This window comes from Micromonospora globispora (assembly GCF_003857015.1).
GTDB lineage: Bacteria > Actinomycetota > Actinomycetes > Mycobacteriales > Micromonosporaceae > Micromonospora > Micromonospora globispora.
Genome location: NZ_QGGF01000628.1, coordinates 1 through 17,401 on the forward strand (window position 1 = coordinate 1; position 17,401 = coordinate 17,401).

Sequence of the window (17,401 nt, forward strand, 5' to 3'; positions counted from 1 at the left end):
GTGGTGCCGAGCAGCGTGGCCGCGCGAGGCGGCCGCGCTGCTCGGCACCACCATGACCGGGCCGGTCGAGGCGTGCGCCGCGTTCCGGGCGCTCGGCGCCGGGGCGGTCGCCCTCACCCAGGGCGACAACGGCGTGCTCCTGGACGACGGCGGGGAGCTGACCAGCGTTCCCGCGTATCCGGCCGAGCAGGTCGTCGACCAGACCGGCGCCGGCGACGTGCTGGCGGGCACGGTCGCGGCGCGGCTGGCCCTCGGCGACGACCTGCCCGACGCGATTCGGCTGGGCGCCGCCGCCGCGGCGCTGTCCCTGCGCGGGCAGGGCGGGACCGGATACCTGCCCGACCTCGCGGAGTCACGCCGGCTGGTCACCGGGGCGTCCACGGTGGAGGTGTCGGGATGAGCCTGGTGGTGTTGAACGAGAGCGACGACGTCGCCGTGGCGACGACGGCGATGCCGGCCGGTGCGACCGTCGGGGTGCGCGGGGCCGGCGAGGTGACGCTGCGCGGCGACCTGCCCGCCGGACACAAGGTCGCGCTGCGGGACCTGGCCGCCGGGGCGCTGGTGCGCAAGTACGGCCAGGTGATCGGGCGTACCCTCGCCGAAGTCCGGGCGGGCGAGCACGTGCACATGCACAACCTCGGGATGCCGGAGGACGCCGCCGCCCGGGCGACGCAGGGGGCGGCCGGCTCAACCCTGCTGCTTCCCGCCGACCTGCGGCGCACCTTCCAGGGCTTCCGCCGGCCGGATGGGCGCGTCGCCACCCGCAACTACATCGGGGTCCTCACCACGGTGAACTGTTCGGCCACGGTGGCCCGCAAGGTCGCCCGCCTCACCGAGGACGACGCCGAGGGCGTCGAGGGCGTCGAGGGCGTCGAGGGCGTCGACGGCGTGGTCGCGCTGACCCACGGCACCGGCTGTGGCATGGCCGCCCAGGGCGAGGGTTGGGACCTGCTGCGGCGCACGCTCGCCGGGTACGCGCGGAACCCGAACATCGGCGGGCTCGTGGTGATCGGGCTGGGCTGCGAGGTCAACACGGTGACGGGCCTGATGGCGGACCTCGGCGTCGCCGAGCACGTGCCGGTGTCGTCGTACACAATCCAGGAGCTGGGCGGCACCTCGTCGGCGGTGCAGCGCGGCGTGGAACTGGTTCGCCGCATGACGAGCGACCTGGCCGGCACGGTACGTACCGAGGTCGACGTGGCGGAGCTGGTCCTGGGCCTGCAGTGCGGCGGCTCCGACGGGTGGTCCGGTCTGACCGCGAACCCGGCCCTCGGGGTGGCCTCGGACCTGCTGGTCGCCGCCGGCGCGACCACCGTCCTCGGTGAGACCCCGGAGGTCTACGGCGCGGAGCACCTGCTTGCCGCCCGGGCCACCAGTCCGGAGGTGGCGGACGCGTTGATGGCCCGGATCCGCTGGTGGGAGACATACACCCAGCGGCAGGGCACGACGCTGGACGCGAACCCCTCCCCTGGCAACAAGGCGGGGGGCATCACCACCATCCTCGAGAAGTCCCTGGGTGCGGTGGCCAAGGCCGGCCACAGCCCGCTGGCCGCGGTCCGCGAGTACGCCGAGGAGATCCCCCGACCGGGGCTGGTCTTCATGGACACCCCCGGCTACGACCCGGTCTCGGTGACCGGGATGGTCGCCGGCGGGGCGAACCTGATCTGCTTCACCACCGGTCGCGGGTCGGTCTTCGGCAGCCGCCCGGTGCCGACTGTCAAGCTCGCCACCAACGCCGACGTGGCCGGGCGGATGGCCGGCGACATCGACCTGGACTGCTCACCGGTGGTCGAGCAGGGCCTGCCCCTCGAGGAGATGGGCCGGCGGGTGTACGACCTGCTGCTCGACGTCGCGTCGGGCCGACGCAGCGCCAGCGAGGAACTGGGCCTGGGCGGAGAGGAGATCGTGCCGTGGCAGCTCGGGGCGGTGCTGTGAGCAACGAGGTGGCGGTGGGCCGGCGGCTCGGGCTCGACACGCTGGACCGGCTCGGCGGGCAGCGCCGGGGCTGGATCGGCCCGGCGGTCGATCCGCGCGCCCTGCGGGTCGGCATCGTGCACCTCGGGATCGGGGCCTTCCACCGCGCACACCAGGCGGTCTTCACCGAGCTGGCCGCCGCGGCGACCGGACAGGACGACTGGGGCATCACGGGGGTCACCCAGCGGTCGGCGTCCGTGCGCGACCAGCTGATGCCCCAGGACGGTCTCTACTCGGTGCTCGAACGGGGTGTCGGCGCGGCCCCGCTGCGGGTGGTCGGCACCGTGCGGGACGTCGTCTTCGGCGGAGGTGATCCGGCAGCGGTCGTCGACCGGATCGCCGACCCCGCCGTACGCCTCGTCACGCTGACCGTGACCGAGAAGGGGTACCGGCGGGACGGGACCGGCCGGCTCGACCGGTCCGATCCCGAGGTGGCAGCCGACCTGGGCGGCCAGCCGCCCCGGACCGTCGTCGGCCAGCTGGTGCGGGGGTTGCAACACCGCCTGGCCCATGACGCGGGACCGGTCACCGTGCTCTCCTGCGACAATCTCGTCGGCAATGGCGACGTCCTGCGCGGGCTGGTACAGGACTTCGTCGACGCGCTGCCCTCGTCCGAGGCCGGCGGCCTGGCCGACTGGATCGCCTCCTCGGTGCGCTTCCCGTCCTGCATGGTCGACCGGATCGTGCCGGCCACCACCGACGAGGACCGGGCCGACGTCCTCGCGGTGCTCGGTCTCGAGGACCGGGGCGTCGTGGTCGCCGAGCCGTTCAGCCAGTGGGTCATCGAGGACGACTTCGCCGCCGACCGGCCCGCCTGGCAGCGTGCGGGCGCGGTGTTGACCAACGACGTCGCCGCCTGGGAGGCGGTGAAGCTCCGGATGCTCAACGCGAGCCACTCGCTGCTGGCGTACCTGGGCGCGCTGTCCGGGTACGACACGATCGCGGCCGCGCTCTCCGACGACCGGCTCGCGGCGGCGGCCGAGGCCCTCATGGTCGAGGACGTGACCCCCACCCTTCAGGTGCCCGACGGGCTCGACCTGGACGACTACCGGTGCCAGGTGCTGACCCGCTTCGCCAACCCGGCATTGCGGCACCGCACCGTGCAGGTCGCGATGGACGGGTCGCAGAAGCTGCCGGTGCGGCTGCTCGGCACCGTCCGCGACCGCCTGTCCGCCGGCGCGGTGCCGCGGTACGCGGCGCTCGCCGTCGCCGCGTGGATGGTGTATGTGGCGCAGGGCCGGGACGTGCGGGGGCGGGACCTACCCCTGGACGATCCGATGGCCGACCGGCTCCGTACCGCCACCGCCGGGGCCGGCGGTGGGCCGGGGCGCGTCGTGGACTCCCTGCTTCGGATACCCGAGATCTTCGGTGCGGACCTTGCCGAGCACGACGGGTTCCGCGCCGCGCTGGTGGAGCACGTCGGGCGGCTGATGAAGGGCTGAGCCCCCGGCCCGCTGCACGAGCGGCGCTGCTGCCCCGGGCGGGTCGTTGTCCGGCCCCTGCGGGCTATCCACAGAGCTGTCGGATCAGCACCGGCGCCGTTACCGATCGCATGTTCGCAGCCGCAGGGAGCGCTCAGATGTCCGAACAACACAAACCGCCCAACAAGCGCACCACGATTTACCACGTCGCGCTCGAGGCAGGGGTCGCGCCGTCGACCGTGTCTCGGGCGTTCTCCAAACCAAGCCGCGTTAACTCCGACACGGCGCAACGAATCCGTCAGGTCGCCGAGCGGCTCGGCTATCGCACGAACCCGTTGGCCCGGGCGCTGACGACCTCCCGCACACACATGATCGCCCTTGTCATCGCGGATATCACCAATCCCGTGTTCGCGGAGATCGTCCGCGGGGCGCAGCACGCCGCGGCCGACGCCGAACTGACGACGGTGTTGATCGACGCGCAGGAGTCGGACCGCCTGGAGCGGGCCGCGCTGGAGCGAGCGCTGCCGACCATCGACGGCATCGTGCTGGCCAGCAGCCGTATGTCGGACTCGGCCATCCGGGTGATGTCCAAACAGCGCCCGGTGGTGGTGCTCAACCGGGCGATCTCGGACGTGCCGTGTGTCGTGACGGACAATCCTCGCGGCGTCCGTCGGGCCGCCGAGCACCTAGGCGAGCTGGGACATGACCACCTCACCTATGTGGCGGGACCGGAGGCTTCCTGGGCGAACGGGATCCGCTGGCGGTCTGTGCTCGAGGCGGGCATGGAGCTCGAGATCAGAGTCCGCCGGATCGGGCCGTTCAGCCCCACCATCGAGGGCGGGGAGATGGCGGCCGACGAGCTCCGACGGCGCGCGACGACTGCCGTCATCACCTACAACGACCAGATGGCCATCGGGCTTATGCGTGGCCTGGCCCGGCTGGGCATCAACGTTCCGGTCGACCTCAGCGTCGTCGGCTTCGACAACATCGTCGCCGCCGACATCGTCACTCCCCGGCTGACCACTGTCGCGGCACCGCTGTTTGCCGAAGGTGCGGTCGCCACCAAGCACCTGCTCGCCATGATCAACGGGTCGCGCGGGCACACCGGGCAGCCGATGGTGCTACCGGTCCGTTTGGTCGTCCGTGACTCGACCGGGCCGCGCAAGACCGAACATCGCCCGCCGTGGGCGCCGGCGGTCAACGCACCGCCCCCGACGAACAGCATCCTGCTGGCCGGCAACTGACCGTGAGCTGACCGGTCGTCGAAGCCCGGCAGGGCGTGTCGCGCGCTGCTGGAGCTACGGACGGCTCGTCCTTGCCCTGCAGCTCAGGTCGGGCCTGGCCTCACGGCCGGGCCCGACCCGGTGCGGTGCGGTGCGAGAGCAGCGCCTGCTAGCGCCTCGGGTAACTGAGGCCGAAGCCGAACTTGTAGTCGTGTCCGACCATGTTGGTGTACGTGTAGTCGAACTTCTCGGCGTAGCCTGGCACGTCGGAGGCGTTGCGCTCCACTGCCGCCTGGTTGGCCGGAATGGTGATGGGAAGCTTCCCGCTAGGGTTGAAGCGGCCGCGGATGACGTCCAGCAGGGCCTCCGGGGTCACGTCGAACGTTGCCACGACCGCGGCGGCTTGCGGCTCGATCTCGTTGATCACCCATGGGTTCGTCATGTTGATCGTGAGAATTGTCGGTACCGCCGCTTCGATCTGCTTGATGCGGTTGACGTCGACGCCGGTCAGCTCGTTGAGCTGAATCTCTACGGTGGAGTTGTCGGGGTACTCGTATGGGGTCGGACGGACCCATACGAAACCGGCGTCTGCCGCTTCCGGGGTGTCGACCAGTTGGACGGCCGGTTCCTTCTCGGCGATGATCTTGCGCAGAGCCGCGGTCTGGGTGGCGCTGTCATCGCCGTCGAAGACCTCGACGTACAGCTTGGTCTTGGCCGCCACGGCGTCGGTGAAGGGCAGGGCCTTCTCGTCGTTGCGCAGCAGCACGATGGACTTGCGCTGAGCCTCGTCGGCCTTCGCCTGCGAGCGCGGCGAGTCGGCGATCTGCTGGGCGCGGTTCGGGTCGACGTAGGGGTTCTCGAACAGGCCCAGCGTGAAGATCTCGGTCAGCAGCATCTTGACCGACGGGTTGAGCTCTCGTTCCTTCAGTCGGCCGGTGTTGACCGCCGAGATCAGGCCGCTGGGGTCGTTGTTGTCGGAGAAGAGGCTGACGCCCGCGCGGATCGACTTCGTGAACCGCTCCTCGATCGACAGGTTCTCTACCCCGAACGCCCGGCTGGTCAGCACGCCGCTGTCGCTGTTGACGTATCCGTCGAAGCCCATCTTGCCGCGCAGCAGGTCGGTCAGGAGCACCTTGTTGTAGGCGCCGGCGACCTCCTCGAACTGCATGTCCTCGGAGTACCACGTGCTGTCCGGGAACTGGCGGCTGCTCATCGCGTTGCTCGGCACGTTGTAGTACGACATGATCGCGCTGGTGCCGGCATCGACTGCCGCCTGGAATGGCGGCAGCTGGTACTTGAAGAAGCTGCCGGGCGTGGGGTAGATCGCCCACTTCCCGGGCTCGTTGTGCGGGTCGAGGCCACGTAGCACGGCACCGTCACCGGGGAAGTGCTTGACGGTTTGGGCCACGGACTGGTTGCCCAGGCGGTTGCCCTGGAAGCCGAGCACGAGCTGCTTGGCGATATCGGCGTTCAGCTCGGGGTCCTCGCCGAAGGTGCCGCTGATGCGGCGCCACCGCGGCTCCGTTGCGGTCTCGATCTGGTACGCGTACGCCTTGCGGATACCGGACGCCACCCACTCCTGCCGAGCGATTTCGGCGAACTCCCGGACCAGCCTGGAGTCTCGCATCGCGGCCAGGCCAAGGCTGCCGGGCCAGAGCGAGAACTGTCCCGATGCTTCGCTGATGCCGAACTCGAGGGAGCTGCTGACATGGTTGCGCGGGTTTGACGTGAAAACCACAGGGATCCCCAGGCGCGTCGCCTCGGCGATCTGCTGGTAGTCGTTGGACCGGTCGGCCAGATCGTGCGCGCTGGGGTTGTCGCGCAGGATGAGGTACCTGATGTGGCGGTCGTTGATGTATCCGACCGTGTCTGCCAGCGGGTCAGACGGCGGCGCGTTGCCCCGTCCAGCCGACGTGATCTGCATCAGACCTGCCTTTTCCTCCAGCGTCATCCGCGACAGCAGGTCATCGGCGCGCCGTTCAGGGGACAGCCGCCAGTCCTCGTAGCGATCCAGACGGCCGTTGTCGTTGAGATCCTTGAAGTACCGACCATCTACCTTGATGAGGTCCTTCACACGCCCCTCGATGACCGGACCGTGAGCGCCGTTGGACCATCTGCCATGCTTTCCGCTGGACGGCGCCCCGGTCACAGCCGTCGATCCGAGCAGCGACAGCGGCAGCGCCGCCGCGAGCAACACCCCAGATCGTTTCCAGAATCTGGTGGACGGTTGATGCATCCGCTCCTCCTTGATGTCACGAAGTGACGATCCAGGACGCAGGTCGTTCCCCACGGGCCGGACGTTCCAGGCGTCCTGCCGCCCGAGATCCAGGCGTCCCAGCTCCTGGGCGTCACCTTCGCCGCGGCTGCCAACCATTCACAATTCTTTGCCATATGTTGCCGCCTCAACCGACCGGCAACAGCCGACAGGGCGCTCAGCGTGCTAGCCCGTGGAGCACCTTTCACAGCTGGCCGGTCCGCTGGCTGCTGGCCGACGGCGACGGGTACGCCCCTGTCGAACAACTCCCGGGACGGGACCAACCGCGAGCTGCGCTATCTCTCGGTGGTAGTGGACGACGCCGCGGGTGACCTGCACGTCGCGTACACCCATCACCGACGGGCGATCCCGCAACCTGCGTATCCCCGCTCCGGCACTTCGGGCACGGGTCGAGCAGCAGGCGCGGGCGCGCGTCTGACCCGATGTGCTCAGGGCGCCGGACCACCGTGCGGCACGGCGATCCGGCGCCCTCAGCCGGGCTGGTCAGCCGTTCTGCTTCTGCTGGCACGGTACGCAGAAGCGGGCGTGCGGCAGCACCTCCAGCCGTTCCGGCGGAATCTGCGTGCCGCACTTGGCACAGCTTCCGTAGCTGCCGTCGTCGATCCGACGCAGCGCGTCCTCGATCTGCGCCATGCTCTGCCGGGTGGCGGCGATCATCGCGGCCTGGGTGTGCGCGTCGCCCGGGTCCCCGGTGTCGGCCGTCAGCTCGGTCAGCCGGGTCTTCTGGGCCGCGAATTCGGTGGTCAGGGTCGTTCGCAGCTGGGTGAGCCACGGCTGGTGGGTGGCGCCTCGGATCTCGGTGCTCATGTCGTCCCTCCACAAAAGAAAAAGGGCCGAAGCTGAGTAGCTTCGCCCTGGTGGCCGTTCTTCCTGCGATGAGGGAACGTCCGGGAGGGCCACGGCCGGTGGGGCTCGGCAGCCCGTAGGTGGACGCGATCGTCAGCGACGGCGCAACCGCGGGCCGCGCGGCCGGGACGACGAGGTGCCGGCGCGCAGCGGTCGCCGCCGCCACCACAGTGGCGGCGGGGATCAGCTGGCCGGCCGGAGACATCAGCCCACCATAGGCCGGGCCGGCGCGGAAACCAACGAGGATGTCGGCGTCGCCGAGCTGCCGGGCCGACCGGCATCCACGCTGGTCACCGTGCGCGGGTCCCTTCCCTGGATCGGGAATCGAAGAGCGTCTCCTCGATCGGGCTTTCTTAAGGTCTTGAAATTAGTCATGCATCGTTATCTGGCCGTTATTGACGTGACCGCCGTCGCTCGGATTGACTGCGACGGAACCGCTTCCGCAACCGGTTCCGCACCACATTCGTTCCTCCGACCCGGGAGCGTTCCGTGCCGATCACCATCGCCGACGTCGCCGCCCGGGCTGGCGTGAGCAAGACGACGGTCTCCCGGGTGCTCAACGGCAAGGACGATGTGGACCGGACCACCGCGGACCGGGTACGCGCCGTCATCACCGACCTGGGTTACGTGCCGAGCGCCCGGGCCGTCGGGCTGGCCCGGGGCCGGACCCGGGTGGTGGGCATGCTGGTGCCCGCCCTCACCTGGCCGTGGATGGGCGAGGTGCTCCAGGGCGCGGTCGACGTGGTCGAGACCGAGGGGTACGGCCTGCTGCTGTTCACCTGCAACCGCGGCGACGAGTCGATGCGGCGGTTCGCCTCGCAGGTCTCCGCGAAGTCCTTCGACGGCCTGCTGGTGGTGGAGCCGGAGGGCGCCCTGGACTACATCACCGCGTTGTACGAGCGGGGCCTGCCGGTGATCCTCATCGACGACCGCGCTCACCAGCCGCGCTTCCCCTCGGTGCGGACCACCAACCAGGCCGGTGCCCGTGCCGCCGCCGTGCACCTGCTCGCCCTCGGACGCCGACGGCCGCTGGTCATCACCGGCCTGCGGCGCTTCGGCTGCACCCAGGAGCGGCTGGCCGGCTTCGCCGAGGGGTACGCCGAGGCGGGCCTGCCGATCGACCCGGCCCGGGTGGTGGAGGGCGACTTCACCTTCGAGTGCGGGCGCGCGGCGGTGGAGAGCCTGCTCGCGGCGGGCGTGCCGTTCGACGCCGTCTTCGCCCACAACGACCTCTCCGCCGCCGGGGCCCTGCAGGCCCTGCGCGACGCCGGCTGCCGGGTCCCGCAGGACGTGGCCGTGGTCGGCTTCGACGACCTGCCGCTGGCCAGGCAGACCCACCCGCCGCTGAGCTCCGTACGCCAGCCGTTGCGGGAGATGGGCGCGGCCGCCGCCCGCACCCTCGTCTCCCACCTCGCCGGCACGCCGCTGCCCGACACGCCGACCATCATCCCCACCAGCTTCACCGTCCGCGCCTCGACCGGCACCACCTGACCCCTCCACCGCTGTATCCACCACCCACACCGGCGGGCACGCGCCCACCGGTGGCAACACCCGCACACCCTCCATCCACCACATCCCGCTCGAGGATCGCGGGAACACCGAGGGAGACCTCCATGAGAAGAAGGCAGTTACTCGCCGTCGCGCTGGCCGGCGCAATGGCCACCGCCCTGGCCGCATGCGGCGACAGCCCGAACGCCAACAAGAAGAACGGCCAGGCGGCCACTGTGCTGAACGTCGGCATGCCGAACGGCCCGCAGGCCGAGAACAACAACCCGTTCCTCACCACGTCCGCCGCGGCCTCGCTGGGCTACCGCTGGCAGATCTTCGAGCCGCTGATGATGTGGAATCCGGTCAAGCCGGCCGAGCCGTTCAAGCCGTGGCTGGCGACCAAGGCCGAGTGGGCGCCGGACTACGCCTCGGTCAAGGTCACCATCCGGGACAACGCCACTTGGTCGGACGGGCAGAAGCTCACGGCCGAGGACGTCGCGTTCACCTACAACCTGGTCAAGAAGTACCCGGCGCTCAACGACCAGGGCGTCCCCTACACGGACGCGACCGCGAGCGGCAACGAGGTCACGATCAAGATGGCCAGCCCGCAGTTCGTCAACCAGCAGAAGGTGCTGTGGCGGGTGCCGATTGTGCCCAAGCACATCTGGGAGAAGATCAGCGACCCGACGACCGACCCGGTCAAGCAGCCGGTCGGCAGCGGCCCCTACACGCTGAAGTCGTTCACCCCGGCCACCACCACCCTGACGGTCCGTGACAAGGGCTACTGGCAGGACCTGCCGAAGGTCAAGGAGCTGCGCTTCACGTCGTACACGGACAACAGCGCGCAGACCACCGCGCTGGCCAACGGCGAGTCGGAGTGGAGCTTCGTCTTCATCCCCAACTACCAGGCTGTCTTCGTCGCGAAGGACCAGGCCCACCACAAGGTGTGGGCACCGCCGGTCCTGGGCATCCACGGCCTCTACCTCAACACCACGAAGAAGCCGTTCGACGACCCGACGCTGCGCCGCGCGATGAACATGGTCATCGACCGCGAGGACATCTTCACCACAGCGGAGGCGGGGTACTTCCACCCGCTGGTGAAGAGCGTGACCGGTCTGCCCAGCCCCGCCGGTGACTCGTTCATCGCGCCCGAGTTCAAGGGCCAGGAGCACAAGGTCGACGTCGAGGGCGCCAAGGCGCTGCTCACCGGCGCCGGCTACAAGCTCGACGGCAACACCCTCAAGGACAAGACCGGCAAGGCCGTCACGCTCAAGCTGACCGACCCGGCCGGGTGGTCCGACTACCAGACCAGCCTCGAGATCGTGAAGGACAACCTGTCGAAGATCGGCATCGCCGCGACGATCGACAAGGCCAACCAGGACGCCTGGTTCCGGAACGTTGAGCAGGGCAACTTCGACGCGACCTTCCGGTGGACCGAGGGCGGCGCCACGCCGTACGACATCTACCGGACCGTCATGGACGGCAGGCAACTGAAGCCGATCGGCACCGCTTCCCCCGCGGGCAACTTCGGCCGCTTCAACAATCAGCAGGCGACCGAGGCCCTGAAGGCCTACGCGAACGCCACCGACGAGGCCGCCCGTACCGCCGCGATGACCACGCTGCAGAAGGTCTTCGTCGACCAGATGCCGATGATCCCGGTCGGCGCCGACAACATCGGTGGCGCGTACAGCACGAAGAACTGGACCGGCTGGCCCGACGACTCGAGCCCGTACGGCGCCATGCAGCCCACCCAGCCCAATGCGCTGGACGTGGTGCTGCACCTCAAGCCCGCCGGTAGCTGACACCCGGCACCGCCTCCCCGGTCGGCCGCGGCCGACCGGGGAGGCGGAACTCACCCCTCAAATCGGTACCCGTCACCTTCGGGTGACACGGCAACCCCAGACAGGAACTCGGCATGACGTTGAGCGAGAGCGCGGCGGCGCCGGCCGACGAGGTGGTGCTGGAGGCCGTCGGCCTGACCAAGCACTTCCCCGTCCGCAAACGGCTGCGTGACCTCTTCTCCCGGACGCCGGCAGTCGTGCACGCCGTCGACGACGTATCGTTCGCGTTGCATCGCGGCCGGGTGACCGCGCTGGTCGGGGAGTCCGGCTCCGGCAAGTCCACGGTGGCCCGGCTGCTGGCCCAGATCTACCCCCGCACCGCCGGCGACATCCGCCTGCACGGCACGTCGACCAGGGTGCGCGGCGGTCGTCCGTTCCGGTCGTACGTGCGACGTGTCCAACTGATCCTGCAGGACCCGTTCGCGTCGTTGAACCCGGTGCACACCGTCCGCTACCACCTCACCCGATCGCTGCGGATCCACCGGAACGCCGGGCGCAGCGCCGAGGACCTGGACAAGGCCCTCGCCAACCTGCTCACCCGGGTCAGCCTCGCCCCGCCCGAGCGCTACCTGGACGCGTTCCCGCACGAGCTCTCCGGCGGCCAGCGGCAGCGCGTCGCCATCGCCCGGGCGCTCGGCGCCGACCCGGAGGTGCTCCTCGCCGACGAGCCGGTCTCCATGCTCGACGTCTCGATCCGCCTCGGCGTGCTCAACCTGCTGCAGGACCTCAAGGAACGGCTCAACCTCGCGATCCTCTACATCACGCACGACATCGCCTCGGCCCGCTACTTCGCCGACGAGACGATCGTGATGTACGCCGGCCGCATGGTCGAGGGCGGCGACAGTGAAACCGTCACCCAGAACCCGGCCCACCCGTACACCCGGCTGCTCACCGAGTCGGCACCGGATCCCGAGCGGATCACCGGCGACGGTGCCGGTGCCGGCATCGACGAGGCCGCCGGGAAGGACCGCGGTCAGGGTGAGCCGCCGAGCCTGATCAGTCCGCCCGCCGGCTGCCGGTTCCACCCCCGGTGCCCGCACGCCATGCGGCGCTGCACCGCGGATGTGCCGCCGCGGCTGACCGTCGGCGACCGACCCGGCCACTGGACGGCGTGCTGGCTTTACGATCCGGCCACCGTCGCGGCCGACGCCCCCGGCTCCGCCGCCCCTGACGCCGACCCGGCCGTGCCGCCGCCCCCGGCGCTGGTCGAGCGGGAAGACACCGCCACCCTGGGGGAGGCACGATGAGATTCCTCCTGCAGCGCGTGGCCTTCTACCTGTTCACGGCGTGGGCGGCGATCACGCTCAACTTCTTCATCCCGCGGATGGTCCCGGGCGACCCGGTCCAGTCCCTCATCTCCCGCAACCAGGGCCGGATCAGCGCCGACGCCATCGAGTCGCTGCGTGTGCTCTTCGGGCTGGACAAGAACCAGAACGTCTGGGAGCAGTACGTCGACTACTGGAACCAGCTGCTCCACGGTGACCTGGGGCTGTCGTTCACCTTCTTCCCGGCGCCGGTGTCGACGGTGATCGGCGACAGCCTGCCGTGGACGGTCGGCCTGGTCGGCATCACCACGATCATCAGTTTCTTCCTCGGCACCGCGCTCGGCGTCGGCGCCGGCTGGCGGCGCGGCTCGTGGGTCGACGGGCTGCTGCCGGCCACGACGTTCCTGTCCTCGATCCCGTACTTCTGGTTGGGCCTCGTCGCCATCGCCCTGTTCGCCGGCCCCGGAAGCTTCTTCCCGTCCTCCGGCGGCTACGAGCCGGGCCTCGTGCCCGCGTTCGACCAGTACTTCATCCCGAGCGCGATCCAGCACAGCATCCTGCCCGCCGCCACCATCCTGGTCTCCTCGATGAGCGGGTGGATCCTCAGCATGCGCAACATGATGGTCACCGTCTCGTCGGAGGACTACATCACGGTCGCCCACGCGAAGGGGCTGTCGGAGCGCCGGGTGGCACTCAGCTACGCCGCCCGCAACGCGCTGCTGCCCAACGTCTCGGGCTTCGCCCTGTCGCTCGGGTTCATCGTCGGCGGCACGCTGCTGGTGGAGATCGTCTTCTCCTACCCGGGTCTCGGGTACCAGCTCTTCCAGGCGGTCGGCGCCAAGGACTACCCGCTGATGCAGGGGATTTTCCTGATCATCACGATCTCCGTGCTGGTGGCGAACCTGCTCGCCGATGTCGCGTACCTGCTTCTCGACCCGCGGACCCGAAAGAGCTGAGCGATGACAATCTCGCCGTCGAGCATCGAGCAGGTCATCCCCGGCCAGGGGGCGATGGCCCAGCCGTCGGCCGCGCCGGGCCGGGCGAAGCGGCGCCGGTTCCGGTTCGTGGCCAACGCCAAGGCCGCGACCGGCCTGGTCATCCTGGCCTTCTACTGCCTCTTCGCGGTCATCGGGCCGTGGGTGGCGCCGTACAGCCCGGACGCGCGCAGCGGCGACGTCCTCCAGCCGCCGTCGACCACGCACTGGTTCGGCACCACCCATCTCGGTCAGGACATCTTCAGCCAGATCCTGGTCGGCGCTCGCAGCGTCATGGTCGTGGGCCTGATCGCCGGCGTGCTGGCGACGATCCTGTCCATCCTCATCGGCGTGACGGCCGGCTACATCGGCGGGGCGGCCGACGAGGGCCTGTCGGCCCTGTCCAACGTGTTCCTGGTCATTCCCGCCCTGCCGCTGATCATCATCGTGACGTCGATCGTCGAGCGGGCCAGCGACACGCTGGTCGCGCTCATCATCGGGTTCACCTCGTGGGCGTGGGGCGCCCGCGTGCTGCGCGCACAGACGTTGTCGCTGCGGCGCCGCGACTATGTCGAGGCGGCCCGGGCGACCGGCGAGCGGACCTGGCGCATCATCCTGTTCGAGATCCTGCCCAACCTCACCGCGATCATCGCGTCCGGCTTCGTCGGGACCGTCATCTTCGCCGTCATGTCGGAGATCACCCTGGCCTTCATCGGCATCTCGTCGATCTCGTCCTGGAACTGGGGCACCATCCTGTTCTGGGCGCAGGGCCAGCAGGCCCTGGCCCAGGGCGCCTGGTGGTGGTTCGTCCCGGCCGGGTTGGCCATCGCGCTGCTCGGCACCGCGCTCGCCCTGATCAACTTCGGCATCGACGAGTTCGTCAGCCCCCGGCTGCGCAGCGCCGGCAAGAACCGGATCCCTACCGCCGACGGCCGCACCGTGCGGATGCGGGTCGGCTTCACCCCCGTGCTGGCGCCGTCCCGTCCGGTGCCGGCCCCCCGAGAGGAGGTCGCCCCGTGAGGGATCCGGTGCTGGAGATCCGCGGGCTCCGCGTCGACTACGGGCTCGGCGACGCGGCGGTGCACGCCGTCCGCGACGTCGACCTGACCCTGCACCGGGGCGAGGTGCTGGGGCTGGCCGGGGAGAGCGGCAGCGGCAAGTCCACCCTGGCTTACGGGCTGACCCGGCTGCTCCCGCCGCCCGGGGTGATCAGCGGCGGCGAGGTGGTCTATCACCCGGTCGACGGCCCGCCGGTCGACGTGCTGTCGCTGTCCCCGGCGCGGCTGCGGGCGTTCCGCTGGGCCGACACGTCCATCGTGTTCCAGGGCGCGATGAACTCGCTCAACCCGGTGCACCGGATCTCCACCCAGCTGCTCGACGTGATCAAGGCGCACGAGCCGCGGAGTGCGGCCGCGGCGCGGCTGGCCCGGGCCCGAGACCTGCTGCGCCTGGTGGGCATCTCCGCCGACCGGCTGGAGAGCTACCCGCACCAGCTCTCCGGCGGGATGCGGCAACGGGTCATGATCGCCATGGCGCTGGCGCTGGAGCCGCAGGTCGTCATCATGGACGAGCCGACCACCGCGCTGGACGTGGTGATGCAGCGGCAGATCCTCGGCCAGCTCGCCGAGCTGCGCCAGCGGCTCGGCTTCGCGGTGCTCTTCATCACCCACGACCTGTCACTGCTGGTGGAGTTCTCCGACCGCATCGCCATCATGTACGGCGGCCGGATCGTCGAGGAGGCGCCGGCGGCCGACCTGTACCGGCGGGCGCTGCACCCGTACACGGACGGGCTGCTGCACTCCTTCCCGGCATTGCGCGGCGCGCGCCGGGAGCTGACCGGCATCCCGGGTTCGCCGCCGGACCTGCGGGCCATGCCGACCGGGTGCGCGTTCCACCCGCGCTGCCCCCGGGCATTCACGCCGTGCGACACCGACGTCCCGCCACTCGGTCGGCCCGCCGACGCCCCGGGGCGGGACGTGGCCTGCTGGCTGCACCCCGTCGCCGAGCCGGTCCCCCGGTGACCCGGACCGCCCATTCCCGTCCCGACCGATCACCCGACAGCGCGAGGAGAACCATGGACACCGACCTCACCATCCCGGCGACAACCGGTCAGGCCGACCCGATCGACACCCTCCCGCCGACGTTCCGGTGGGGCGTGGCGACGTCGGCGTACCAGATCGAGGGGGCGGTCGCCGAGGACGGCCGTACCCCGTCCATCTGGGACACCTTCTGCCGGGTGCCGGGTGCGGTGGCCAACGGGGACACCGGCGACGTGGCCTGCGACCACTACCACCGGATGCCGCAGGACGTGGCGCTCATCGGCGACCTGGGCCTGGACACGTACCGCTTCTCAGTGGCCTGGCCACGGGTGCAGCCCGGCGGCCGGGGGCCGGCGAGCGCCGCCGGCCTGGCCTTCTACGACCGGCTGGTCGACGAGCTGCTGGGCCGCGGGATCGACCCGTGGGTGACCCTCTACCACTGGGACCTGCCGCAGGAGCTGGAGGACGCCGGCGGCTGGCCGGCCCGGGACACCGCCCACCGGTTCGCCGACTACGCCGAGCTGGTCTTCGCCGCCCTCGGCGACCGGGTTCGGACCTGGACCACGCTCAACGAGCCGTGGTGCTCGGCCATGCTCGGCTACGCCTACGGGCAGCACGCGCCGGGCCGGCGGAACCTGGGCGACGGCATCGCCGCCGCGCACCACCTGCTGCTCGGCCACGGGCTGGCGGTACGCCGGCTCCGGGCGGCGGCCAGCCGGCCGGTGGAGCTGGGCATCACCGTCAACCTGGCCACCGCCGACCCGGCGACCGACAGCCCGGCGGACCGGGACGCGGCCCGGGCGGCCGACGGGCTGGGCAACCGTCTCTACCTCGACGCGCTGGTGCACGGCCGTTACCCCGAGGACGTGGTGGCCGACCTGGCCCGAGAGGGGGTGCGGATCCCGGTCGAGGGCGACGACCTGGCGGTCATCTCCAGCCCGTTCGACGTGCTCGGCGTCAACTACTACTTCGGTCAGCTCTTCTCCGGTGTGGACGAGCAGGGGCGGGAGCGGGACGCCGACGGCCGGCCGGTGCGCCGGGTGGTCGCGCGGGACCTGCCCCGTACCGCCATGGGTTGGGAGATCATCCCGGAGTCCTTCACCGACCTGCTGGTCCGGCTCGGCCGGGACTACCCGGGCGTGCCGATGGTGATCACCGAGAACGGCGCGGCGTTCGACGACCGGCCGACCGCCGACGGCGTCGTCGCCGACGACGACCGGGTGGCGTACCTGGCCGAGCACCTGCGCGCGGTGGCCCGGGCCCGGCTCGCCGGTGCGGACGTGCGCGGCTACTTCGCCTGGTCGTTGCTGGACAACTTCGAGTGGGCGTACGGCTACGACAAGCGCTTCGGCATCGTGCGGGTCGACTACGACACCCAGCGGCGGACCCCGAAGCGCAGCGCGCTCTGGTACCGCGACACGGTCCGCCGGGTGCGCGGGGAGCGCTGACCGATGCGCTGCGGCCGTCCGGGGACGTCTCGGGCGGCCGCGTCGCCGGCCCGGTGACTCAGCGGGTGCGGGGGCGCGGGAGGCGGGCCGGCGGGGACGACGAGGACCGCGCAGCACCACCGCGCGGCACACCACCGTCGCGCAGCAGCCGGGCCATCGGCAGGGTGGCTGCGCCCATCGCGACCGCGTCCGGCCCGAGCTGGCACAGCTCGATCGAGGTCTGCGCGTACGGCTGGCGCAGTGCGTGCCGCGCGGTGGCCTCCCGGATCTGCGGCAGGTACCGCTCGCCCAGCGCCAGGCCGGCCCAGCCGCCGAGCACCACCCGCTCGGGGTTGAACAGGTTGACCAGCGTCGCCACGCCGGCGCCGAGGTAGCCGACCGTCTCGTCGAGCACCTTGGCGGCGGTCCGCGTCGAGGACCGCAGCAACTCACCGAAGGCGGTCTCCTCGTCGACCCCGACGACCGGGCGGCCCCGGTTCGCCTGCCGGAACCGGTCGAGCACGCCCTCCGCGCCGACGTACGCCTCCAGGCAGCCGAGGTTGCCGCACCGGCAGCGGCGGCCGCCGTACGCGATGGTGGTGTGGCCCCACTCCCCGGCGCTGCTGTG

The 17,401-nt window shown here is 70.8% G+C and carries 14 protein-coding genes; 11 read left to right on the forward strand and 3 right to left on the reverse strand.

Going from position 1 to position 17,401, the window contains the following annotated elements; translation table 11 throughout:
• From DKL51_RS31000 to DKL51_RS31015, 4 genes are all read left to right on the forward strand, one after another.
• Positions 1-400 (forward strand): carbohydrate kinase family protein (locus tag DKL51_RS31000; RefSeq protein WP_260428735.1); only part of this gene is annotated, 400 nt, incomplete at its 5' end.
• A complete protein-coding gene (locus DKL51_RS31005; protein ID WP_109965758.1) occupies positions 397-1,935 on the forward strand; it encodes a UxaA family hydrolase in 1,539 nt (512 codons plus the stop codon). The genes DKL51_RS31000 and DKL51_RS31005, both read left to right, overlap by 4 nt.
• On the forward strand, positions 1,911-3,416 hold the full coding sequence (locus DKL51_RS31010) for a mannitol dehydrogenase family protein (RefSeq protein WP_109965759.1): 1,506 nt from the start codon (positions 1,911-1,913) through the stop codon (positions 3,414-3,416). The genes DKL51_RS31005 and DKL51_RS31010 overlap by 25 nt, the downstream gene beginning before the upstream one ends.
• Before the next feature lie 137 nt (positions 3,417-3,553).
• Positions 3,554-4,639 carry a LacI family DNA-binding transcriptional regulator gene (locus DKL51_RS31015; protein ID WP_109943937.1) on the forward strand — a complete coding sequence of 362 codons (1,086 nt, stop codon included), beginning with the start codon at positions 3,554-3,556 and terminating at the stop codon, positions 4,637-4,639.
• 148 nt (positions 4,640-4,787) lie between these two features.
• Here the strand turns inward: DKL51_RS31015 and DKL51_RS31020 are convergent, their stop codons facing one another.
• Together DKL51_RS31020 and DKL51_RS31025 are read right to left on the reverse strand one after the other, a co-directional pair.
• Entirely contained in the window at positions 4,788-6,992 is a 2,205-nt protein-coding gene (locus DKL51_RS31020; protein ID WP_109943936.1) for a glycoside hydrolase family 3 protein, read from the reverse strand.
• A 384-nt stretch (positions 6,993-7,376) separates the two neighbouring features.
• On the reverse strand, positions 7,377-7,700 hold the full coding sequence (locus tag DKL51_RS31025; protein WP_109943935.1) for a TraR/DksA family transcriptional regulator: 324 nt from the start codon (positions 7,698-7,700) through the stop codon (positions 7,377-7,379).
• 528 nt (positions 7,701-8,228) lie between these two features.
• Between DKL51_RS31025 and DKL51_RS31030 the strand changes: the two genes are divergently transcribed.
• The 7 genes from DKL51_RS31030 to DKL51_RS31060 all read left to right on the forward strand — a co-directional run bounded on the left by DKL51_RS31030 (position 8,229) and on the right by DKL51_RS31060 (position 16,794).
• Positions 8,229-9,230, forward strand: a complete 1,002-nt coding sequence (locus DKL51_RS31030; protein ID WP_109943934.1) for a LacI family DNA-binding transcriptional regulator — start codon at positions 8,229-8,231, stop codon at positions 9,228-9,230.
• A gap of 122 nt (positions 9,231-9,352) precedes the next feature.
• Positions 9,353-11,029: an ABC transporter substrate-binding protein gene (locus tag DKL51_RS31035; protein ID WP_109965760.1), complete on the forward strand. Its 1,677-nt coding sequence runs from the start codon at positions 9,353-9,355 to the stop codon at positions 11,027-11,029.
• A gap of 113 nt (positions 11,030-11,142) precedes the next feature.
• Positions 11,143-12,315 carry an ABC transporter ATP-binding protein gene (locus DKL51_RS37340; RefSeq protein ID WP_109943932.1) on the forward strand — a complete coding sequence of 391 codons (1,173 nt, stop codon included), beginning with the start codon at positions 11,143-11,145 and terminating at the stop codon, positions 12,313-12,315.
• On the forward strand, positions 12,312-13,289 hold the full coding sequence (locus tag DKL51_RS31045) for an ABC transporter permease (protein ID WP_089014592.1): 978 nt from the start codon (positions 12,312-12,314) through the stop codon (positions 13,287-13,289). Before DKL51_RS37340 ends, DKL51_RS31045 begins: the two co-directional genes overlap by 4 nt.
• A gap of 3 nt (positions 13,290-13,292) precedes the next feature.
• The gene (locus DKL51_RS31050) at positions 13,293-14,327 is read left to right on the forward strand and encodes an ABC transporter permease (protein WP_165823072.1); all 1,035 of its coding nucleotides are present in this window, start codon (positions 13,293-13,295) and stop codon (positions 14,325-14,327) included.
• A complete protein-coding gene (locus DKL51_RS31055; protein ID WP_109943931.1) occupies positions 14,324-15,328 on the forward strand; it encodes an ABC transporter ATP-binding protein in 1,005 nt (334 codons plus the stop codon). The genes DKL51_RS31050 and DKL51_RS31055 overlap by 4 nt, the downstream gene beginning before the upstream one ends.
• 53 nt (positions 15,329-15,381) lie before the next feature.
• Positions 15,382-16,794 carry a GH1 family beta-glucosidase gene (locus DKL51_RS31060; protein WP_109943930.1) on the forward strand — a complete coding sequence of 471 codons (1,413 nt, stop codon included), beginning with the start codon at positions 15,382-15,384 and terminating at the stop codon, positions 16,792-16,794.
• Positions 16,795-16,852: 58 nt separating this feature from the next.
• On the opposite strand, the gene DKL51_RS31065 is transcribed toward DKL51_RS31060, so the two are convergent.
• The coding region (locus DKL51_RS31065; RefSeq protein ID WP_148097892.1) for an ROK family protein at positions 16,853-17,401 on the reverse strand (549 nt) is incomplete at its 5' end.